The organism is Kineococcus gypseus, assembly GCF_050871305.1.
GTDB classification, from domain to species: Bacteria; Actinomycetota; Actinomycetes; order Actinomycetales; family Kineococcaceae; genus Kineococcus; species Kineococcus gypseus.
Map to the genome: position 1 here is coordinate 31,955 of NZ_JBJLRD010000028.1, position 21,975 is coordinate 53,929.

A 21,975-nucleotide genomic window follows, 5' to 3' on the forward strand; every position below is an offset into this window, starting at 1 on the left:
GGTCACCGTCGACCCGCTGCGCGGCGGTGATCCGCCAAGCGGCCGCACCCGCCCGCCGCGGCAGGGCGGGGACCGGTCACCGTGCGGGACGGGCTGCTGCGGACGGGGGTCCCCGGACGGGTGCGGCTCGTGCCACCCTGTGCCTCAAGGTCCAGCCCGGCCGGTCCGACACCGGTCAGGTCGTCGTGCCCTCCCGCGCGCGGCCCACGGCACCCCGCTCCGGAAGGTCCCCATGCGTCTCGCCCCCCGCTCCCTGGCCCTCGCCGCCGCGCTCGCGGTGGCCGTCCTCGGCGGCGGTGCCGTGCCCGCCGGCGCCACCCCGGCCGTCGACCCGGGCACCGCCCGGCTCGACGTGGACCTCAAGGCCGCCGCCGTCTCGCGCGTCGCCGGCCCCGACCGCGTGGCCACCGCCGTCGCGGCCGCCGGGTCCTTCACCGGGCAGGCCGCCGACGCCGTCGTGCTGACCCGCTCGGACACCTTCGCCGACGCCCTGGCCGGCGCCCCCCTCGCCTCCGACCGCGGCGGCCCGCTGCTGCTGACCTCGCGCACGTCCCTGCAGCCGGAGGTCGCCGACGCGATCCGCGACGTCCTGGCGCCCGGTGGCACGGTCTACCTGCTCGGTGACACCAACGCGCTGTCGGCGGGCGTCGAGTCGTCCGTTCGGGCGCTCGGCTTCACCACCCAGCGCGTCCAGGGCGCCGACCGGTTCGGCACCGCCGTCGCGGTCGCCGAGCTGCTCCCGCAGGCCCGGACCGTCTCCCTGGTGAACGGGTGGAACTACCCCGACGGCCTGGCCGCCGGTGCCCTCATGGGCGTGGTGGACGACGAGACCCGGCGCAGCGTCGGCGTCGTCCTGCTCAGCGACGGCAACCGCGTCGGCGACACCACCGCCCGCTACCTCGAGCGGCGCAGCTTCGCCACGAAGATCGCCGTCGGCGGGCCGGCGAGCGTGGCGGTCGGGCCGCAGACCGGGTCCACCGACTGGGGGTTCCTGGCGGGTGCGGACCGCTACGCGACCGCCGCGCTCGTCGCCCGGCAGTTCTCCTCCACCGGCTTCTTCGAGGACGCGACGACGATCGTGGGCATCGCCACGGGCGAGAACTGGCCCGACGCCCTGGCCGGTTCCGCCCTGCTCGCCTACGGCGGTGGACCGGTGCTGCTGACCCGCCCCGACCAGCTGCCGCCGGTCACCGCCGAGACGCTGGGTGCCCTGCAGGCCGACGCGCGCGCCCAGCGCGGCGAGGACGGGCAGCCGCTTGAGATCACCGACGCCCTGGTGTTCGGGAGCGCCAGCTCCGTGCAGGACGTCGTGGTCGAGCAGGTGCGCACCGCCCTGGGCTGACGCGAGCGGCCCGGCGCTCACGCGCCGGGCCGCTCGCCGTCCGCCCCCTCCCGGCGCGCCCGCACGGACGACGGCGGCTCCGCCTCGTCCAGCGCCAGGCGCCGCGTGAGCTGCGTCAGGCGCTCCTCCATCGAGCGGCGGTGCCGGTACGAGGAGACCAGCGCACCCAGGAACGCCACCACCAGCCCGTACAGCAGCAGGTCGGTGCCGCGCCCGACGCCCAGCACCCGCGCCACCGCGCTCACCGCGTCCGGGGCCAGGATGCTGGCGACCGCCAGCAGCACCAGCCCGCCCAGCAGCAGCCGGCGCACCGCCTGGTGGCGCGCGCCGGCGGTGCTGCGCACCAGCAGCACCCCGACCACCAGCACGGTCGAGATGAGCAGCACCTGGATCACGAGCACGACGGCCTCCGTCCCGGCGTCAGCCGAGGAGCGTCTCGACGAGGATGTTGACGCTGTTGAGCAGCGACTGCCCCTTGGAGCGCGAGTAGTCCGTGTAGAGGACCTGCACGGGGTGCTCCGCCCAGCGCAGGTGCCCCCTGCCCACCTGGGCGACGATCTCGCTGGCGTGGGCCATGCGGTTGTGGGTGATCCGCAGCGCCGCCGCCCCCTCGCGGGAGAGGACGCGCAGGCCGTTGTGGGCGTCCGTGAGCCGCACCCCGGTGGAGCGGTTGGTGTAGAAGGTCGCCAGCCGGAGCACGACGCGCCGCAGGCGGTCCAGCTCGGTGCGGTCGTCCAGGAAGCGGGAGCCGAAGACGACGTCGAGGTCCTCCGAGCGCAGGCGGTCCACCATCGCCGCCGCGTCGGCGACGCGGTGCTGCCCGTCCGCGTCGAACGTCACCACCGAGCGGGTCAGCGGGTCGCGCAGCGCGTACTCCAGACCCGTCTGCAGGGCCGCGCCCTGCCCCATGTTCACCGCGTGGCGCACCACGACCGCGCCGGCCGCGCGCGCGGCGGCGGCCGAGCCGTCGCGGCTGCCGTCGTCGACGCAGACGACCAGCGGGAAGGTGCCCAGCAGCTCCTCGACGACGCCGCCCACCACGGCCGCCTCCTGGTAGAGCGGCACGACGACCCACGTCCCCGCGTAGCGCGCACCCGCCCGCGCGCGCACCGGGGCCGGCGCGGGGACGGCTCCTGGCGCCGCCGCAGGTGCGGCGGCGCGGGGCGGGTGAAGGCTCACAGGTCTGGGCTCCCGGGTGGCGGCTGTCGGCCCATGATGGCGCGTCGGGCAGCGCCGCGGCGCGTGCGGGTGCCCCCGGCGCGTCGGGGAGGATGGCGCGGTGAGGACGCGCTCGTGAAGGCCCTGCTCTCGACCGTGCGAGCCCTGCTCGCGCTGCTGCCCGCGGGCAGCTCGCGCTTCGTCGTCGGCTACTGCGCGGCGCAGGCGCTGCTGTCGGTGCTCGACGTGCTCGCCCTCGGCCTGTTGTCGGTGCTCCTGCCCGCCGCCGTGGCCGGCGGGGGCCGTCTGACCGTCGCGGTGCCCGGGGTGGGGGGCGAGGTCGGCCCCGAGCAGCTCGTCCTGCTCATCTGCGTCGCGAGCCTGCTGCTGGTCGTCAAGAGCGTGGTCCAGCTGCTCGTGGTGCGCTGGGGCGTCGTGCGCTTCGCCGAGCACGAGGTCGGCGTCGCCGACCGCCTGGTGCGCGCCTACCTGTCCGCCTCCTGGAGCTACCGCCTGCGCTCGAGCTCGGCGCGTGCGGTGCGCACCGTCGACGAGTCGCTCAACCAGGCCTTCAACGGCTTCCTCATGCCGTTCTCCAGCCTGGTCGCCGAGGTGGCCACCCTCGCCGCCGTCGGCGTGGTGGTCCTCGTCGCGGCGTGGCAGACGGCGCTGGTGGCGGCCGCCTACTTCGCCCTGGTCGCCGTCGTGCTGTACGCGGTCATCGCCCGCCGCGCGGCCGCGGCCGGGCGGACGGCCACCGCCGCCAGCGTCCACACCGTCCGGCTCGTGCAGGAGTCGTTCGCCGCCGCCAAGGAGATCTCGCTGCTCGGGCGCGGGGAGCAGCTGGCCGGCGCGGCCCGCGAGGTGCGCGCCGGCAGCGCCCGCGCCCGGGGCATGGCCTTCTTCTACTCGGTGGGGCCGCGCTTCGTGCTCGAGGCCGCCCTGCTGGGCGGCTTCCTCGTCGTCGGGGGCGTCGCCGTGCTCACCCAGGGCGTCACGCAGGCCGTCTCCTCCATCGGGCTGTTCGCCGTCGCCGGCTTCCGCGTCGTGCCGTGCCTGACGCGCCTGCAGTCCGTCTTCGCGACCATGCACGCCCACGAGCCGGACGTCCACGAGGTCCTCGAGGCGCTGCGCGACACCGGCGCGACCGCGGGCGCGCCCGCGGCGCTGCCCGGCCCGCCGGCGGCGGACCCGGGCGCGGCGGTGGGCATCGAGGTCCGCGACGTGCGCTACACCTACCCCGGCTCCGGGCGCGCCGCCCTCGACGGCGTCGCGCTGGACGTGCCGGCAGGGGCCCGGGTGGCGGTGGTGGGCCGCTCCGGCTCGGGCAAGTCCACCCTCGTGGACCTCGTCCTGGGCCTGCTGGTGCCGGACTCGGGGGAGGTGCTGGTCGGCGGCCACCCGGTGCGCGGGTCGGCCGGGTGGCGCGTCCCCACCGGCTACGTGCCCCAGGACGTCGCGCTGCTGGACGCCGACGTGGCCCGCAACGTGGCGCTGAGCTGGCGCGACGAGGGCATCGACCCGGACCGGGTGCGCGCCGCGCTGGCCGCCGCGCAGCTGCTGGACGTCGTGGACGCCCTGCCGTCGGGCGTGCGCACGCCCGTGGGGGAGCGGGGCCTGCGCTTGTCCGGCGGCCAGCGCCAGCGCCTCGGCATCGCCCGCGCCCTGTACGTGCGGCCGCGGGTCCTGGTGCTCGACGAGGCCACCAGCGCCCTGGACGCGGCGACCGAGTCGGCGGTCAGCGCGACCGTCGCGGGCCTGCGCGACGTGACGGTGCTCGTCGTCGCGCACCGGCTGTCCACCGTGCGCGACTGCGACTCCGTGGTGCTCCTGCAGGACGGCCGGGTGGCGGCCGTCGGCTCCTTCGAGGAGGTCGTGGCCCGCGTCCCCGACTTCGCGGTGCAGGCGCAGCTGTCCGGCCTCGCGTGAACCGCCTGCCGGTAGGGTCGCCGTCCGTGCCGCCCCTGGTCCGCATCGCCACGCGGACGTACGCGCCGGACGTGGGGGCCGCCCCCTTCCGGCTGCGCGCCCTGGCCCGCGCCCTGGCCGACGCCGGCTGCGAGGTGGAGGTGCTCACCACCGCCCCGCGCGGGGCGGGCGCCCCGCCCGACGAGGACGGCGTGCGCACCCGCCGCGCCCCCGTGCTGCGCGACGCCGACGGCGCCGTGCGCGGGTACCTGCCCTACCTCAGCTTCGACGTGCCGCTGACCGGACGGCTGCTGCTGGGCCGCCGCCCCGACGTCGTGGTGCAGGAGCCGCCGCCGACCACCGGCCTGGCGGTGCGCCTGGCCGGCGCCGCGCGCCGGGCGCCGTACGTGTCGTACGTGCCCGACGTGTGGTCCCTGGGGGCCGTGGCCGCCGGCGCGCCGCGCCCGGTGCTGGCCGCGCTGCGCGCCGCGGAGTCCGCGGCCCTGCGCGGCGCGGCGGCCGTGCTGGCCGTCACCGCGGGCATGGCGCGGGAGGTGGTGCGCGCCGGCGCGCGCCCGGAGCGGGTGCACGTGGTGGGCAACGGCGTGGACGTGGACGTCTTCCGCCCCGCCGGGCGGGTGCCGGACGCCCCCGGCCTGCGGGCGGTCTACAGCGGCACGATGTCGCAGTGGCAGGGCGCGGAGGTCTTCGTGCGCGCCTTCGCCGAGGTGGCGCGCGCGGACCCGGCCGCGCGGCTGGTCATGGTCGGCGGCGGCGTGGACGTGCCGCGGCTGCGGGCGCTGGCCGCCGAGCTGGCGCCCGGCGCCGTGCAGCTGTCCGGCACCGTCCCGCCCGAGCGGGCCGCGCGGCTGCTGGCCACCGCCGACGTGGCGCTGGCCTCGCTGGTGCCCGGCACCGGCTACGACCTGATGGCCCCCACGAAGGTCGCCGCCGCGGCCGCCTGCGGCACCCCGGTGCTCTTCGCCGGCGTCGGCAGCGGGCGCGACGCCGTGCGCGCCGGGGACCTGGGCGCCGTCGTCGAGCACGACCCGGCGGCCGTGGCGGCGGTGCTGCGCGGCTGGACCCGCCCGGACGCGGCCCGGCGCGCCGCGCTGCGCGCCTGGGCCGAGCGCCACGGCTCGCTGGCCGCCGCCGCCGGGCGCGCCGCGCGCGCGGTGCTCGACGTCGCCGGGGCGGGCGGGGCGTGAGCGGCGCCGCCGCGCGCGCCTGGGAGGCTGGCGCCGTGCCCGCCGACCCCCGCGCCGCCGAGCCCGCCGCCGAGCCCGCCACCGAGCCCGCCGGGCCGACCCCCGAGCCGACCCCCGGGCCGACCCCCGAGCCCGCCGGCGGGGCCGGCGGGGCCGGCGGGGCCGGCGGGGGTCGCGTCGTGGCCGTCGTCGTCGCGCACCAGCGCCGCGAGCTGCTGCTGGAGGCGCTGGCCGCCCTGGCGGCGCAGACGCGCCGCCCGGACGCGCTCGTCGTGGTGGACAACGCCTCCACCGACGGCACCTCGCCGGCGGTGCGCGCCTGGGGCGCGGGGGCGCCGTTCCCGGTGGACCTGGTGCGCCTGGAGCGCAACACCGGCGGCGCCGGCGGCTTCGCGGCCGGGCTGGCCCGCGCGCTGCGCCGGCACGGCGCGGACGCCGTCTGGCTCATGGACGACGACACCGTCGCGCGCCCCGGCGCCCTGGCCGCCGCCCTGGCGGCGCGCGAGGCCACCGGCGCGGTCGTCGTGGCCAGCCGCGTGGTGTGGACCGACGGGCGCGAGCACCCGATGAACACCCCGCGCCCGCGCCCGGGCGCCCCGCGCGCCGAGCGCGAGGCCGCCGCGGCGGCCGGCTGCACCCCGATCCGCTCCGCCTCCTTCGTGGCCGCCCTCGTCGACGCCGACGCGGTGCGCGCCTCCGGGCTGCCGCGCGCGGCGTTCTTCCTGTGGAACGACGACTTCGAGTTCACCACCCGGCTGCTGCGCCGCGCGCGCGGCGTGCACGCCCCGGCCAGCGTGGTCGAGCACCGCACCCGCGCCTTCGGCGGCACCGACGCCGACCCGGGGGAGCGCTTCCGCTTCGAGGTGCGCAACAAGGCGTGGCTGTTCACCCGGTACCGCACCCTGGGCGCGCGCGACACCGCCCTGTACGGCGGGGCGACGCTGCTGCGCTGGGGCCGCACCGTGCGCGGCTCCTCCGCGCGCGGGGTCCTCGCGCGCGGGCTGGTGCGCGGGCTGGCCGAGGCGCTGCGCGCGCCGGCGCCGACCGAGGCGGTGCTCGCCGGGCTGGGGGAGGTCAGCGAGGACGTCGCCGCCGTCGAGGCCGCCGCGCGGGGCGCCGGGCGGGCTGCCGGGCGCGTGGCGCCCGCCGCGCCGCTGCCGCCGGGCGAGCTGCCCCCCTTCTCGGTGCTGCTGCCGGTGTGGGCGCGCGACGACGCCGAGCAGGTGCGCCGGGCGGTGCGCAGCGTCACCGCCGACCAGCGGCTGCGCCCCGACGAGCTCGTCGTCGTGCGCGACGGCCCGGTGCCGGCGCCGCTGGCCGCCCTGCTGGGCGAGCTGGCCGGGGCCGGCGCGGCGGGCGTGCCGGTGCGCGTGGTGGAGCTGGCGCGCAACGCCGGGCTGGCCGCCGCGCTGGAGGCCGGGCTGGCCGCGTGCCGGCACGACGTGGTGGCCCGCATGGACGCCGACGACGTCAGCCTGCCCGAGCGCTTCGCGCGCCAGCTGCCGCTGCTGGCCGCCGGCGCGGACCTCGTGGGCACCGGGCTGTGGGAGATCGGCGCCGACGAGGACGACGTGGTGGGCCGGCGCACCCCGCCGACGGGGGAGCGCATCGCCGCCTACGCGCGCTTCCACGACCCCTTCAACCACCCCACGGTGGTCTACCGGCGCTCCGCGGTGGCCGCGGCCGGCGGGTACCGCGACCTGCCGCTCATGGAGGACTACTGGCTCTTCGCGCGGATGATCGCCGCCGGCGCGCGCTGCGAGAACCTGCCCGAGCCGCTGGTGAAGTACCGCGTGGGCGCCGACGCCGCCGCCGGCTCCTACGCCCGGCGCGGCGGGGTGCGGCTGTGGCGCTCGGAGCTGGCCCTGCAGCGGCACCTGCGCGCGGAGGGCTTCACCACCCGCGGGCAGGCGGTGCGCAACGTCGTCGTGCGCGGCGGCTACCGCTTCGTGCCCGCCCGCGTGCGCACCGTCGCCTACCGCCGGCTCATCGCCCGCTCGCGCCCGGAGCGGCTGCCCCGGTGAGCGTCGCGACCACGGCGACCCCGGCGGAGTGGGCCGCCGCCCTGCCCGTCCTGGCGCTGGCCGTCGCGGCCTGCGTGCTGCCCGGGCTGCTGGTGGGCTGGGCGCTGCGGCTGCGCGGCGTCCTGCTCGTGGCCGCCGCGCCCGCGCTGACGGTGGCGGTGCTGGCCGCGTGCGCGCTGGTGGCGCCGGCGGCCGGGCTGCGCTGGGGGCCGCCGGCGGTGGCGCTGGCCACCGCCGCGGCGGCCGCGGCGGCCGCGCTCGCCGGCCGGCTGGCCCCGCGGCTGGTGCACCGCCGCGCCCGCGCCGCGGCGCGGGCACCGGCGGGCCCCGCGCCGGGGCCGTGGGCCGGGCAGGGCCGGGCCGTCGCGGCGCTGCTGACCGGCACGCTGGCCGGCACCGCGCTGGCCTGCGCCACCGCGGTGCGCGGGCTCGGCCGCCCGGACGTCGTCTCGCAGGCCTTCGACACGATCTTCCACCTCAACGCGGTGCGGTGGGTGCTGCGGACCGGCAGCGCCTCCCCGTTCGACGTGGCGCGCCTGACCGAGCGGGAGACGGGCGGCTTCTACCCGTCCGCCTGGCACGGGCTGGCCGCCCTGGTGGCCGGGCCCACCGCGCCGGTGCCCGCCGCCGACGCCCTCGTCGTCGCCGTGCCCGGCGTGGTGTGGTCGCTGTCGGCCGGGCTGCTGGTGCGCGCCGTGCTGGGCGCGCGCCCGCTGCCGCTGCTGCTGGCGCCGGTGCTGGCGCAGGGCTTCGTCGCCTTCCCCTGGTACGTCGACCGCGGCGGGCTGTGGCCCTTCGTGCTGGGCACCGCGCTGGTGCCGGCGGTGCTGGGGGCGCTGGTCCTGGCCGCGGGCGGGCGCGCGGCGCCGGGCCCGGCGGTGCCCGGCGAGCGCCCGCGCGCGCTGGTGGTGGCCGCCGCGGCGGCCGGCGCCTGCGCGCTGGCGCACCCGGGGGCGTTCTTCGTGGCCCTGCTGCTGGCCGTGGTGCTGGCGGTGGTCTCCGCGCTGCCGGGGCTGCTGCTGCCCTGGCGCGGCGACGGCGAGCAGCGCGCGGTGCTGGCCGTGACGGCCCTGGCGGTGCTGGCCGCCGCGGCCGCCGTGGTGGTGGCCTCGCCCTCGCTGCGCCGCATGGCCGCGGCGGACTGGCCGGCCACCCGGGGCGTCGCGCGCGCCCTGCTCGAGGCGGTGCGCGGCGCGCCGGCGGGCTCGGGGGCCAGCTGGCTCGTGGGCGCGCTGGTGCTGGTGGGCGCCGTGGTGGCCGCGACCCGCACGCGCTGGCGCTGGCTGGTGGTCGGCCACGTCGTCGTGGCCGCCCTGGACGTCCTGGCCGCCTCGGTGGACTCGCCGCTGTCCTCGCTGCTGACCGGGCCCTGGTACAACGACCGCGGCCGGCTGGCGGCCAGCCTGCCGGTCACCGGCACCGCGCTGGCGGTGCTGGGCGCCTGCGCGCTGGGGCGGCTGGCGGCGCGCGCGCTGCGCCCGGCGCACCGGGCCCGGCGCGCCGCGGTCGCGGTGGCCGCGCTGCTGGCGCTGGCGGGGACGGTGCCGCAGGTGCGGGGCAACGCCGCCCAGCTGGCCAAGGCCAACGTCGAGGCCGCCGAGCACCCGCGCAACTCGCTGGTCACCCTCGCCGAGCAGCGCTTCCTGGAGGGGCTGGGCCGGTACGTGCCCGCCGGCGACGTGGTCGCCGGCACCCCGTGGGACGGCAGCGCCTTCGCCTACGCGCTCTCCGGCGCCGAGGTGCTCTACCCGCACCTGCGCGGCGGCTACCCGGCGGACTGGGTCTTCCTGGCCGACCACCTGCAGGACGCCGGGGTGGACCCGGCGGTGTGCCCGGCGCTGCAGCGCCACCGCGTGCGCTGGGTCCTCGACGACGGGCAGCTGTGGCGCCCGCCGCGCCTGGAGCCGGCCGGCTACACCGCCTTCCGCCTCTTCCAGGGCCGGCCGGGCTTCGAGCCGGTCGCCGCGGGCGGCGGGGCGGTGCTGTACCGGATCACCGCCTGCGGCTGACGACCTCGCGGGCCGGTGCGCGGGCCGGTGCGCGGGCCGGTGCGCGGGCCGGTGCGCGGGCCGGTGCGCGCGGTGTGCGGGCGGTGTGCGCGCGGCGTGCGCGCGCGGCGGGGGCGGGCGCGCCTGGCCCCGGCCCCGGCGGCGGGCCGTTACCCTGAGCGGCATCATGCCTAGGTACAGCCTGTCGCAGGAGTGCGCGCCCGTCCCGTCGCGGCGCGGTGGGGGGTCGCGGTGAACGCCGACCTGGTCGTGGTCGGGTCCGGCTTCTACGGCCTGACCGTCGCGCGCCGGTGCGCGGAGGAGCTGGGCCTGAAGGTCCTCGTGCTCGAGCGCCGGTCCCACATCGGCGGCAACGCCTACTCCGAGGCCGAGCCGACCACCGGCATCGAGGTGCACCGCTACGGCGCGCACCTGTTCCACACCTCCAACGAGCGCGTGTGGGAGTACTGCAACCGCTTCACCCGGTTCACGAACTACGTGCACCGCGTGTACTCCACGTACCGCGGCGAGGTGTACCCGATGCCGGTGAGCCTGGCCACGATCAACCAGTACTTCCGCAAGGCGATGTCCCCGGCCGAGGCGCGGGCCCTGGTGGCCGAGCAGGCCGGCGAGGTCGACACCGCCACCGCCGAGAACTTCGAGGACAAGGCGATCTCGCTGATCGGGCGCCCGCTGTACGAGGCGTTCTTCCGCGGGTACACCGCCAAGCAGTGGCAGACCGACCCGCGCGAGCTGCCCGGGGAGACGGTCACCCGCCTGCCGGTGCGCTACACGTACGACAACCGCTACTTCAACGACACGCACGAGGGCCTGCCGGTGGACGGCTACACCGCGTGGCTGGAGCGGCTGGCGGACCACCCGGGCGTCGAGGTGCGCCTGGACACCGACTTCCTGCGCCCCGGCGAGCTGTCCAAGGACGCCGTCGTCGGGCAGGTGCCGGTGGTCTACACCGGCCCGGTCGACGAGTACTTCGAGCGCGTCGAGGGCGAGCTGACCTGGCGCACGCTCGACTTCGAGCAGGAGGTGCTGCCGGTGGGCGACTTCCAGGGCACCCCGGTGATGAACTACGCGGACGAGGACGTGCCCTACACGCGCATCCACGAGTTCCGCCACTTCCACCCCGAGCGCGACTACACCCGCGACGCCACCGTGGTCGTCAAGGAGTACTCGCGCTTCGCCGCCCGCGGCGACGAGCCGTACTACCCGGTGAACACCCCCGCCGACCGCCGGCGCCTGCTGGCCTACCGCGACCTGGCCCGCGGCGAGGACGGCGTGCTCTTCGGCGGCCGGCTGGGGACCTACAAGTACCTGGACATGCACATGGCCATCGGCGCCGCGCTGTCCACGGTGGACAACAAGCTCGCCCCGCACTTCGGCGGGAGCGCGAAGCTGACGAGCGGCGGGGTGGACGCGTGAGCACGACGCTGGTGGAGCTGCCCGGCGCGACCTGGCGCACGGTGCACCGGGTGGTGCTGCCGCAGGACCCGGACGCCGACGACCTGGCCCTGTACGTCGACTACGACTCGGCCGTGGCCACCTCGGGCGCCTCGGCGGGGCGCCCCGGCGACGACGCCGCCTCCCTGGGCGGCGGCGCCGACGCCGAGGCGGGCCCGTCCGCGTTCGCGGTGCGCCAGGAGGGCCGCTCGGAGAACGTGCGCGGGCGCCGCGGCCTCGTGGTCGACGCGCGCAGCCGCGTGTCCTTCGGCACCTACTTCAACGCCTTCCCCGCCGCCTACTGGCGGCGCTGGACCACCGCGAGCGCGGTGCGCCTGCGCGTGGAGCTCGCCGCGCCGGGCACGGTGACGGTCTACAAGTCCAACGCGCGCGGGCTGCGCCAGCGGGTGACCTCGCGCCCGGTGGCGCCGGGCGAGCCGCTGCTGGCGGAGCTGCCGCTGGCCGCCTTCGGCGACGGCGGCTGGTACTGGTTCGACGTGGCCGCCGGCGCCGGCGAGACCGCGCTGGTGGCCGCGGAGTGGCAGGTGGCCGAGGAGGTCCCGGCGCCGGCCTCGACGCTGTCCATCGCGATCACGACCTTCAACCGCCCCGACTACTGCCTGGCGCTGCTGCGCGCGCTGGCCGGTGCCGACGAGGTGCGCGCCGTGCTCGACCGCGTCTTCGTCGTGGACCAGGGCACGCAGCTGGTCTCCGACCAGCCCGGCTTCGACGAGGTCGCCGCCGAGCTCGGCGAGCAGCTGCGCGTCGTGCGCCAGGCCAACCTGGGCGGCTCGGGCGGCTTCTCGCGCGGCATGCGCGAGACCCTGCGCGAGGGCCGCAGCGGGCACGTGCTGCTGCTCGACGACGACATCGTCGTCGAGCCCGAGGGCGTGCTGCGGGCCCTGCGGTTCGCCCAGGCGTGCCGCACGCCCACCGTCGTCGGCGGGCACATGTTCGACATGTACGACCGCAGCGTCATGCACTCGCTGGGCGAGCGCATCGACAGGTACCGCTTCTTCTGGGGCTCGGTGCCCGGCGTGCACGAGCGCCACGACCTGTCGGCGCAGAACCTGCGCGCGACGCCGTGGATGCACAAGCGCGTCGACGTGGACTACAACGGCTGGTGGATGTGCCTGATCCCGGTCTCGGTGATCCGCGAGGTCGGGCTCTCGCTGCCGGTGTTCATCAAGTGGGACGACGCCGAGTTCGGCCTGCGCGCCGCCGAGGCCGGCTTCCCCACGGTCAGCCTGCCCGGCGCGGCCGTGTGGCACGTCTCCTGGCTGGACAAGGACGACGGCACCGACTGGCAGGCGTACTTCCACGAGCGCAACCGCGTCGTGGCCGCGCTGCTGCACTCGCCCTACCCGCGCGGCGGGCGCATCTTCCGCGAGAGCGTCTTCACCGACGTCAAGCACCTGATCTCCATGCAGTACTCCACCGAGGTGCTGCGCCTGATGGCGCTGCAGGACGTGCTCTCCGGGCCCGACCACCTGCTGGCCACGCTGCCCACCCGCACCGCCGAGGTGCGCGCGGCCCGCAAGGACTTCAGCGACGCGCGCGCCTCCACCGACGTCGACGCCTTCCCCGCACCGCACCAGCGCAAGCCGCCGCGCAAGGGCAAGGAGCCGTCCTCGCCGAACCGCTACACGCTGCTGCCCTGGGCCGCGGCCGTGGTGGCCCGGCACCTGACGGCGCCGGACCCGGCGGCGCTCGAGCGCCCGGAGAAGCAGGTCGCCGCGATGGACTCCACCTGGTGGCGCCTGGCGCACTACGACTCCGCGGTCGTCTCCACGGCCGACGGCACGGCCGCCGCCTGGTACCGGCGCGACCCGCGCACCTTCCGCGACCTGCTGCGCCGCAGCGCCGAGGCGCACCGCCAGCTGTGGGCGCGCTGGGACGAGCTGTCCGCCGCCTACCGCGCGGCGCTTCCGCGCTTCACCTCCCCGCAGGCGTGGGACGCCGTCTTCGACGCCGGCGCCGTGCCCGCGCCGCAGCCGGTGACCCCCGGCGCGGGCGGTGCCGACGGCGCGGCCGGCGGGGCCGGTGCCGAGGAGGCCGGTGACGCCGCGCTGACGGGTGCGGGAGAGGAGCGCTGAGCGGGGTGGTCGCCGGGTCGCCGGGAGCGGCCGGCCCCCGCACGGGCGAGGACCTCGACGGCTTCACCGTGCCCGGGCGCGGGCGCGGGCTGCTCGACGTCCTCGAGCGGCGGTACCTGCTCAAGCTCCTGGTGCGCAAGGAGCTGCGGGTGCGCTACCAGGGCTCGTTCCTGGGGCTGCTGTGGAGCTACGTCAAGCCCGCGGTGCAGTTCGGCGTCTTCTACTTCGCGCTGGGCGTCTTCCTGCAGCAGAACGAGGCGATCCAGGACTACGCCGTCTACCTGTTCTCCGGGATCGTCGTCATCAACTTCTTCTCCGAGGCGTTCGGCAACGCCACGCGCTCGGTGACCGGCAACGCCGCGCTCGTGAAGAAGATCTACCTGCCGCGCGAGCTGTTCCCGGTCAGCTCCGCGTGGGTGGCCGCGGTGCACTTCCTGCCGCAGCTGGTCATCCTGCTGCTGGGCACCCTGGTGTCCGGGTGGCGCCCGACGGTGTGGCAGCTGCTGTCCGGGGTGCTCGGCTTCGTGGTCGTGGCGGTGCTGGCGACCGGGCTGGGGCTGTTCTTCGGCTCGATCAACGTGCTCTTCCGCGACTTCGAGAACATCGTCGACCTCATGCTGCTGGTCGTCACCTGGACCTCGCCGGTGCTGTACCAGTGGAACCTCGTGCAGCAGGAGCTGCCCGGCTGGCTGTGGCAGCTCTACCAGCTGAACCCGGTCACCAGCGGCGTGGAGCTGTTCCACTACGCGTTCTGGTTCGGCGCCACCCGCCCCGACGGCGGCCCGGCCGCCACGCTGCCGCCGGACCTGCTCTGGCACGGCGGCCTGGCGCTGCTGGTCGCCCTGGCCGTCCTGGCCGCCGGGCAGTTCACCTTCCGGCGGCTCGAGGGCCGCTTCGCGCAGGAGCTGTGATGACCGGACCCGTCGCCGCCGCGCCGCGCACCCGCACGAGCATCCGCGTCGAGGGCGTGGGCAAGCGCTTCCACCTGCGCCACGACCGCAGCCTGAAGAACCTCGCCGTCTCCGCCCTGCGCGGCAAGGACCTCGGCAACTCCTTCGACGCCCTCGCCGGCGTGGACCTCACCGTCGCCGAGGGCGAGACGGTCGCGCTGCTCGGGCTGAACGGCTCGGGCAAGTCGACCCTGCTCAAGCTGATCTCCGGCGTCATGACGCCCGACACCGGCCGGGTGCTGGTGCGCGGGCGCATCGCCGGGCTCATCGAGGTCGGCGCCGGCTTCCACCCGGACCTGACCGGGCGCGAGAACGTCTACCTCAACGCCGCGATCCTGGGCATGGACGAGGCCACCACGGCCCGCCGCTTCGACGACATCGTCGCGTTCAGCGAGATCGAGCGCTTCATCGACACCGAGGTGAAGTTCTACTCCTCCGGGATGTTCCTGCGGCTGGCCTTCGCGGTCGCCGTGCACACCGACCCGGAGATCTTCCTCATCGACGAGATCCTCGCGGTGGGCGACGCCCCGTTCCAGCAGAAGTGCCTGGCGCGCGTGCGCGAGCTGCGCGACGAGGGCCGCACCCTCGTCATCGTCAGCCACGACCTGGACATGGTCGAGGAGCTGTGCGAGCGCGGCGTGGTGCTGGAGCACGGGCGCCTGCTCGCCGACGAGGACATCCACTCAGCCGTGGGACGGCTGCGGACGTGAAGGGACCCATGGACGAGCAGCAGGAGCGGCACGACCCGGCGGCGCAGGGGCCGGGGGCGGCCCGCGGGGCCGTCGCCGGCGTCGACGGCCCGCCCGAGGGGCCGGTGCCGACGACCGCCGAGCTGCGCCTGATGATCGCCGCGCAGCGCGCGCTGTCGCAGCCGGCCACGGTGCGCACCGCGCAGCTGATGAGCCTGGCCGGCGAGCACGCCGCGGTGTGGATCGCCGGCGGCGCGCTGGGCGCGCTGGTCGACCGCCCGCGCCGGCGCCGCTGGCTCGCCGCGACGGCGACCGTCGTGGCCGCCCACGGCAGCAGCGTCGTCGTCAAGCGCCTGACCCGCCGGGTGCGCCCCTCGCACCCGGACGTCGCGGTGCGCGCCGGCACGCCCAGCCGCTGGAGCCTGCCGAGCTCGCACGCCACCTCCACCGCGGCCGCCGCCGTCGCCTTCGGCGCGCTCGTCGGCCGCGGGAAGATGGCGCCGCTGGTGCCGGCGATGGCGCTCTCGCGCATCGTCGTGGGCGTGCACTACCCCAGCGACGTGGCCGCCGGCTCGGCGCTGGGCGCCCTGGTGGCCCTGGCCGGGCAGCCGGTGGCCGAGCGCCTGCTCGGGGAGCGGCGCGCGTGAACGCCGTCACCGGGCTCGTCAGGACCGCGCGGCCCCACCAGTGGATCAAGAACGTCCTCGTCGTCGCCCCGCTGCTGCCCGCCGGCGCCTCCCAGCTCGACGGGCGCGCCTTCGCGGGCGCGGCCATCGCCTTCGCCGCGTTCTGCGTCGTGGCCAGCGCCGTGTACCTGGTCAACGACGCCAAGGACGTCGAGGCCGACCGCGCCCACCCGAAGAAGCGCTTCCGGCCCATCGCGGCGGGGGTGGTCTCCCCGGGCACCGCCTACGCCGCGGCCGGGGTCCTCTTCGCCGTCGGCCTGGCCGGCTCGGCCCTGTGGGACCTGGACCTGCTCGTCGTCATGGCGGTGTACGCCGTGATCCAGCTGGCGTACTGCTTCGGCCTCAAGCACGAGCCCGTCGTGGAGCTGGCCTGCGTGGCCTCCGGGTTCCTGCTGCGCGCCCTCGCCGGCGGCGTGGCCGCCGGGATCACCCTGTCGTCGTGGTTCCTGCTGACGACGGCCTTCGGCTCGCTGTTCATGGCCGCCGGCAAGCGCTACGCCGAGGCGCGCCAGGGCGAGGCGACCGGCCGGCAGGTGCGCCGGGTGGTGCAGCGGTACACCCAGACCTACCTGCGCTTCGTCTGGACGCTCTCGGCCACCGTCCTCGTCACCGCCTACTCGCTGTGGGCGTTCACCGTCCTCGACGAGGTCAGCACCCGCTGGGCCGTCGTCTCCGTCGTGCCGTTCGTGCTGGCGGTGCTGCGCTACGCGGTGGACGTCGACCGCGGCGAGGCCGAGGAGCCGGAGGACCTCGCCCTGCACGACCGGGTCCTGCTCGCCCTGGCGCTGGCGTGGGTGGGCGTGCTGCTGCTGGCGGTGTACGCGTGAGCCGCGAGGAGGACCTGGGCGCCCCCGCCGCGCCCGGCCCCGCGCAGGGCGCGGCGGGCGGTGCGGGCGGTGCCGCCGCCGCGTGGCGCCACCACCGGGTGCAGGAGGTGCTGCGCTTCCTCGTCACCGGCGGCGCGGCCTACCTCGTGGACGTGGCCGTCTTCAACCTGCTGCTGCTCGTGCTGGACGTGCCCTCGCTGTGGTCGAAGGTCGTCTCCAGCGTCGTGGCCATCGCCGTGGCGTTCCTGGGCAGCCGCTACTACACCTGGCGCGACCGGCGCTCGGAGCACCCGGGGCGCGAGTACGCGGTGTTCCTGCTGCTGAGCGTGGTCGCCGCCCTGCTGCAGGTGGGCTGCCTGTGGTTCTCCCGGCACGTGCTGGGGCTGACCTCGCCGCTGGCGGACAACGTCTCCTCCAACCTCGTCGGCATGGCGCTGGCCACCGTCTTCCGCTTCCTGACCTTCCGCTCGCTCGTCTTCCCCGACCGCTCGTGAGCCGCCCGGCCCCCCGGCCGGTCCTGCGCTGGGTCCCCCTGGCCCTCGCGCTGGCCTGGTGCGCGGTGGTGCTGGTGACCGGCGTGGGCACCGAGGGCTGGCAGCGCGGCTACGACCTCGGCGTATACCGCGACGGCGCCGAGGACCTGCTGGCCGGGCGCGACCTGTACCACCGCGCCACCGAGCGCGGGCACTACTTCGTCTACCCGCCGGTGGCGGCGGTCCTCTTCGTGCCGCTGCTGCTGCTGCCGGTGGGCGTGGACCTGCTCGCCTGGGACGCGGTGCTCGTCGTGGCCGTCGTGGCCGGCGGGCACCGGCTGCTGCGCGCCGGCGGGGTGCCCCCGGCGCTGGTGCCGGCGGCCCTGGCGCTGGTGGTGGTCAGCGACCCCTTCCGCGAGGCGCTGGTGCTGGGGCAGATCAGCCCGCTGGTGGTGCTGGCCCTGGTGGGCGGTGCGGCGCTGGCCGGGCGCTCGCCGCGGCTGGGCGCGCTGCTGGCCGGGGCGGCCGGGGCGGTGAAGGTCACCCCCGCGCTGGTGCTGCTGCTGGGCGCCTCGCGCCCGTGGCGGCGCTTCGCGCTGGGGGTGGTGGTGGTGGGCGCGGCGCTGACCACGGCCGGGGCGCTGGCGGCGCCGGCGTCCTGGCGCAGCTACTTCCTGGACCTGCTGTGGCGCTCGGGGCGGGTGGGCCGGCCGGGCACGACGAGCAACAACTCCCTGGCCGGGGGGCTGGCGCACGCGGGCGTGCCCGGGCACCTGGCCCCGGAGGCGGGGGCGGTGCTGGCCGCGGTGCTGGTGGCCCTGGTGGCGCTGGTGCTGCTGCGCCCGCCCGTGCCGGGGGAGCCGGCCGAGCCGGGGGTGCCCGCGCGGGTGCGCTGGGGCCTGGTGGTCAGCCTGCTGACGTGCCTGGCCAGCCCGGTGGCGTGGAGCCACCACGCGCTGGCCGCGCCGCTGGCGGCGGTGGTGCTGGCCGCGGGCTGGCCCCCCCGCGAGCGGCGCGAGCGCGTGGCGGGCGCGGTGGTGCTGGTGCTGTGGGTGCTGCCCGTGCTGCAGCTGGCGGCGGCCCTGCCCGGCCCGGCGGGGGCGCTGCTGGCCCAGTCGCGCCCGCTGTCGCTGCTGGTGCTCGTGGGGCTGCTGGTGCTGCAGCGCCCCGTCAGTCACGGGAGTGTCACGAGTGAGGAGAGTGCCTTGACGATGGGTAGCACCTGACGAACACTCGGTCACTGTGCGTCGTCGTCTCGTGCCCGCCGCCCTGGTCGCCGGCATCGCCCTGTCCGCCCTGCCCGCCGCGGTCGCCCAGGCGGCCGAGACGTACCCGGCGCCGGCCTCGGGCGCCTGGACCGTCACCGGCCACGGCTTCGGGCACGGCTGGGGCATGTCGCAGTGGGGCGCGCAGTCGCGCGCCGTCGCCGGCCAGGGCCACCGCCAGATCCTCGAAGCGTACTACCCGGGCACCCGGGCGGCCACCCGCCCCGACCGCACCGTGCGCGTGCAGCTCTCCCGCTTCGCCGGCCCCGAGGTGTTCCTGGAGAGCCGCACCGCCGCACCCCTGCGCGTCGGCGCCCGCGAGGTGCCGCAGGGCCAGCGCCTGCGCGTGACGTGGGACGGCGGCGCCCTGGTGCTGACCGCGTTCCTGCCCGGCTGGCAGGAGGTGTGGAGCGAGCGCGTCACCGCCGCGCCCACCGTCACCGGCGCCGACGGCGTGTGGGTCGAGCGCCTCGACGGCTCCGGCAACCGCTACGCCGGCACCGTCACCTTCCCGCTGGCCGCCCCCGTCACCCCGGTCAACGTCATCGGCCTGGAGGGGTACCTGCTCGGCGTGGTGCCGCGCGAGTCGCCGGCCTGGTTCGCGCCCGAGGCCCTGAAGGCCCAGGCGGTCGCCGCGCGCAGCTACGCGCTGTCGACCCTGCGCCCGGCCTCGTCCGGGTACGACATCTGCGACACCGAGGCCTGCCAGGTCTACCAGGGCGCCGCCACCCGCACCGCCGCCGGCGCCGTCACGGACCTGCAGCCGGCGGCCACCACCGCCGCCGTGCGCGCCACCGCCGGCGAGATCCGCGAGTTCGAGGGCGCCGCGGCCTTCACGCAGTTCTCCTCCAGCAACGGCGGCTGGTCGGCCACCGGCAGCAAGCCGTACCTGCGCGCCGCGCCCGACCCCTTCTCCTCGCCCGCCGGGAAGGTCCCCCAGGACACCGTGGCGGGGTGGACGGCGCAGCTGCCCGTGGCCGCCGTCGCGCGCAGCTGCCCGGCCGGCGGCCAGCCGCGCAGCCTGTCGATCACCCGGCGCGACGGCAACGGCGAGTGGGGCGGGCGCATCACCGACCTCGTCGTGCGCTGCACCACGGGCGAGGCGACCCTCTCCGGCTCCGCGGTGGCCCGCTTCGCCGGCACCCTGCGCTCGAGCTGGTGGGCGGTCGTGCCCGGCGGCACCGCCGAGGTCGACGCCGCCTGGCGCCGCGTCGGCGGCCCCGGCGGCGTGCTGGGCCTGCCGACCTCCCCGGTGTGGGCGCTGCCGCAGGTGGAGGGCTCCTACCAGCTCTTCCAGCGCGGCTCGGTGTACTGGTCGCCGGCCACCGGCGCGCACGAGGTGCACGGGGCGATCCGCGAGCGCTGGGGCGCGCTGGGCTGGGAGAACGGCTACCTCGGCTTCCCCGCCACCGACGAGACCGCCCTGCGCGGCGGCGCCTTCAACCACTTCCAGGGCGGCTCGGTGTACTGGTCGCCGGCCACGGGCGCGCGCGCGGTGCGCGGCGCGATCCGCGACGCGTGGGCCCGGCAGGGCTGGGAGGCCGGGCGCCTGGGTTACCCCACCAGCGACGAGTACGACGTGCCCGGCGGCAAGCGCAGCGACTTCCAGGGCGGCTCGATCACCTGGACCCCCGCCGGCGGGGCGGTCGTCGCCCTGCGCTGACGGGTCGCACCGCCGGGCTGCGCCGGCGGGCTGCACCGGCGGGCTGCACCGGCGGCCCCGGCCCGCGCCCGCGCGGCGGGGCGGACCCCGGCGCGCCGTGGCCTACCCTCGGGTACCGGTCGGTCACCGTGGCCGGCGCTCGAGGCGGTGGGTGACGCGTGACGCAGGTGGCTGGCGCGAGCGGGGGACTGACCGGTGCCGGTGAGGTGCCGCCCCCGGCACCGCGACCGCGTCCGCGCGACGCCGTGGTGCGCGGCGGCTTCGCCCGGCTGGGCGCGGCCCTGCTCGTCGGTGCCGTCGTCGCCGGTGCGGTCAGCCTGCTCGTGCAGCGCGCGGTGGGCGCCCTGACCGCGCGCCTGGTGGGCGCCGGCCCCGACGGCGCGCCGCTGTTCTCCTCGCCCACCCCCTCCTACGCGGGCACCGCCGCGAGCACCGCGGTGCTCGTCGTCGTGGTCGCCGCGGTCCTGGCCGCGTGCGCGCGGCGGCGCTGGTGGCGCGGGACCGAGGCGGTCGCCGTCCCGGTCGTCTCCGCGCTGGCGACGCTGCTGCTGGCGGTGCCGCTGGCCGGCACCCGCTACTACCTCGGCGGCAACACCAACGACCAGCTCTTCCGCACCCAGTTCCTCGGCCGCCTGGCCGACGACTGGCACCTGGCGGACATGAACTACGCCGACCTGCCCTCCTTCTACCCGGGCGGCTGGTTCTGGCTGGCCGGTCGCTTCGCGGACCTGACCGGCACCCCGGCCTGGGAGGCGTTCAAGCCCGCCGGGATCGCCACCTCCGCGGTCGTGCCGGTGCTGGCGCTGCTGGCGTGGTCGCGCCTGGTCGGCCCGCGCCGCGGCCTGCTCGCCGGGCTGGCCACCGTCGCCGTCGGCGTCCACCCGGCCCTGGCCGGCCCGTTCGTCGACGAGCCGTACTCGTGGTGCCTGGCCGCGTTCGTGCCGGTGGTGGCCGTGGTCGCCTGGCGCGCCTTCGGCGACGTGCCCGCCCGCGCCCGCACCGCCGCGGCCGTCGCGGTGGGCGTCGCGCTGGGCCTGGGGGCGATGACGTACACCCTCTACGCCGGCTTCGCCGCCCTCGTCGTGGCGCTGGCGTGCGCGGTGCGCAGCGCCGCCGCCTGGCGCGCGGGGGCCGGGCCGGCGGCCCTGCGCACCCGCGTGCCCGCGCTCGTGCTCGCGGCCGTCGTCTCGGCGGCGCTGGCGCTGCTGGTGTGGGCGCCGTACGTCGTGGAGGTCCTCACCGCCGGGGGCGGGCGCGCCGCCGCGCAGCACTTCCTGCCGCTGATCTCCGCGCAGCTGCCCGCCCCGATGCTCGCGCCCACCCCGTGGGGGGCGTTCCTGCTGCTGGGCTGCGCCTGGCTGGTGCTCGCCGCGCGCCGCGACGCCGTCGCGGCGCCGCTGCTGCTCGTCGTCGCGCTGTGCTACGCGTGGTACCTGCTGTCCACCGCCGCGCTGGTGGCGCGCACCACCCTGCTGGCCTTCCGCATGGAGGCGGTGCTGGTGGCCACCACGGCGGTCGCCGGCGCGCTGGGCGCGGCCGCGCTGTGGCGGGCGCTGCCCGCGGCCCTGGAGCGGGTGCGCGCCCGCGGCCGCCTGCCCGAGGCGCGGGTGCTCACCGCGCTCGCCGGCGCCGCGGTGCTCGTGGTGCCCCTGCAGGCCACGGCCCAGAACCTCGCCCCCCAGATCACCAAGGCCTACACCGACTACGCCGAGGACGGCACCAACGCCCTCGGCCAGGCCGACGAGGACCTCGACGGCGCCTGGACGGACGAGGTGCTGCGCGCCGTCGACGCGCAGGTGGCCGCGCAGGGCCTGGCCCCCGGCGGGGCGGTCGTGCTGAGCACGTACTACGAGGTCTTCTCCTTCCGCCCCTACCGCGGCTTCCAGCAGATCACCGCCCACTACGCCAACCCGCTGGCCGACTTCGACGCGCGCCGCGCCGAGGTGGCCTCCTGGGCGGCCGCCGGCGACCCGGGCGAGCTGCTGCGCCGGATGGCCGCGAGCCCGTTCGCCGCGCCCGACGTGCTGGTGCTGCGCCGCGCCGCGGACGGCTACCAGGTGGGCCTGACCCGCGACACCTTCCCGGCCGAGCCGAACGTGGCGTGGGAGACGGTGACGTTCGACCCCGCCCTCTTCGAGGACCCGGCGTTCACGTCCACCGACGCCGGCCCGTTCGTCGTCGTCGGCGTCGACCCCGGCGCGCTCGCCGCGGCCGCCCCCGCCGCCCCCGCCGCGGCCGGCTGA

Annotated in this window: 17 protein-coding genes; 15 read left to right on the top strand and 2 right to left on the bottom strand. The window is 77.5% G+C overall.

What is annotated here, in order from left to right:
• Positions 1-232 precede the first annotated feature (232 nt).
• Entirely contained in the window at positions 233-1,342 is a 1,110-nt protein-coding gene (locus ACRYMN_RS12265) for a cell wall-binding repeat-containing protein (protein ID WP_432495401.1), read from the top strand.
• A 17-nt stretch (positions 1,343-1,359) separates the two neighbouring features.
• On the opposite strand, the gene ACRYMN_RS12270 is transcribed toward ACRYMN_RS12265, so the two are convergent.
• Entirely contained in the window at positions 1,360-1,743 is a 384-nt protein-coding gene (locus ACRYMN_RS12270) for a DUF2304 domain-containing protein (RefSeq protein ID WP_432495403.1), read from the bottom strand.
• A 19-nt stretch (positions 1,744-1,762) separates the two neighbouring features.
• Positions 1,763-2,407: a glycosyltransferase family 2 protein gene (locus ACRYMN_RS12275; RefSeq protein WP_432495405.1), complete on the bottom strand. Its 645-nt coding sequence runs from the start codon at positions 2,405-2,407 to the stop codon at positions 1,763-1,765.
• A 228-nt stretch (positions 2,408-2,635) separates the two neighbouring features.
• On the opposite strand from ACRYMN_RS12275, the gene ACRYMN_RS12280 reads away from it, so the two are divergent.
• From ACRYMN_RS12280 to ACRYMN_RS12345, 14 genes are all read left to right on the top strand, one after another.
• Positions 2,636-4,429 carry an ATP-binding cassette domain-containing protein gene (locus ACRYMN_RS12280; protein WP_432495407.1) on the top strand — a complete coding sequence of 598 codons (1,794 nt, stop codon included), beginning with the start codon at positions 2,636-2,638 and terminating at the stop codon, positions 4,427-4,429.
• 26 nt (positions 4,430-4,455) lie between these two features.
• Positions 4,456-5,616, top strand: coding sequence for a glycosyltransferase (locus ACRYMN_RS12285; protein ID WP_432495409.1), 1,161 nt, complete (start codon positions 4,456-4,458; stop codon positions 5,614-5,616).
• A 35-nt stretch (positions 5,617-5,651) separates the two neighbouring features.
• On the top strand, positions 5,652-7,640 hold the full coding sequence (locus ACRYMN_RS12290) for a glycosyltransferase (RefSeq protein ID WP_432495411.1): 1,989 nt from the start codon (positions 5,652-5,654) through the stop codon (positions 7,638-7,640).
• Positions 7,637-9,649, top strand: a complete 2,013-nt coding sequence (locus tag ACRYMN_RS12295; protein ID WP_432495413.1) for a DUF6541 family protein — start codon at positions 7,637-7,639, stop codon at positions 9,647-9,649. Before ACRYMN_RS12290 ends, ACRYMN_RS12295 begins: the two co-directional genes overlap by 4 nt.
• Before the next feature lie 231 nt (positions 9,650-9,880).
• The gene (gene glf, locus ACRYMN_RS12300) at positions 9,881-11,065 is read left to right on the top strand and encodes a UDP-galactopyranose mutase (RefSeq protein WP_432495415.1); all 1,185 of its coding nucleotides are present in this window, start codon (positions 9,881-9,883) and stop codon (positions 11,063-11,065) included.
• A complete protein-coding gene (locus ACRYMN_RS12305) occupies positions 11,062-13,179 on the top strand; it encodes a glycosyltransferase (RefSeq protein ID WP_432495417.1) in 2,118 nt (705 codons plus the stop codon). The genes glf and ACRYMN_RS12305 overlap by 4 nt, the downstream gene beginning before the upstream one ends.
• Positions 13,180-13,184: 5 nt before the next feature.
• Complete coding sequence (locus ACRYMN_RS12310; RefSeq protein WP_432495419.1) at positions 13,185-14,090, top strand: ABC transporter permease; 906 nt, start codon at positions 13,185-13,187, stop codon at positions 14,088-14,090.
• Positions 14,090-14,839 carry an ABC transporter ATP-binding protein gene (locus ACRYMN_RS12315; RefSeq protein ID WP_432495421.1) on the top strand — a complete coding sequence of 250 codons (750 nt, stop codon included), beginning with the start codon at positions 14,090-14,092 and terminating at the stop codon, positions 14,837-14,839. Before ACRYMN_RS12310 ends, ACRYMN_RS12315 begins: the two co-directional genes overlap by 1 nt.
• An 8-nt stretch (positions 14,840-14,847) precedes the next feature.
• Complete coding sequence (locus tag ACRYMN_RS12320) at positions 14,848-15,465, top strand: phosphatase PAP2 family protein (RefSeq protein ID WP_432495423.1); 618 nt, start codon at positions 14,848-14,850, stop codon at positions 15,463-15,465.
• Positions 15,462-16,331, top strand: a complete 870-nt coding sequence (locus ACRYMN_RS12325; protein ID WP_432495425.1) for a decaprenyl-phosphate phosphoribosyltransferase — start codon at positions 15,462-15,464, stop codon at positions 16,329-16,331. The genes ACRYMN_RS12320 and ACRYMN_RS12325 overlap by 4 nt, the downstream gene beginning before the upstream one ends.
• Positions 16,328-16,825: a GtrA family protein gene (locus ACRYMN_RS12330; RefSeq protein ID WP_432495427.1), complete on the top strand. Its 498-nt coding sequence runs from the start codon at positions 16,328-16,330 to the stop codon at positions 16,823-16,825. The genes ACRYMN_RS12325 and ACRYMN_RS12330 overlap by 4 nt, the downstream gene beginning before the upstream one ends.
• Positions 16,822-18,030: a glycosyltransferase family 87 protein gene (locus ACRYMN_RS12335; protein ID WP_432495429.1), complete on the top strand. Its 1,209-nt coding sequence runs from the start codon at positions 16,822-16,824 to the stop codon at positions 18,028-18,030. Before ACRYMN_RS12330 ends, ACRYMN_RS12335 begins: the two co-directional genes overlap by 4 nt.
• A 31-nt stretch (positions 18,031-18,061) precedes the next feature.
• Positions 18,062-19,732 (top strand): SpoIID/LytB domain-containing protein, encoded by a 1,671-nt coding sequence (locus ACRYMN_RS12340; protein ID WP_432495431.1) that lies wholly within the window; start codon positions 18,062-18,064, stop codon positions 19,730-19,732.
• A gap of 158 nt (positions 19,733-19,890) precedes the next feature.
• Positions 19,891-21,975, top strand: coding sequence for an arabinofuranosyltransferase (locus tag ACRYMN_RS12345; RefSeq protein ID WP_432495433.1), 2,085 nt, complete (start codon positions 19,891-19,893; stop codon positions 21,973-21,975).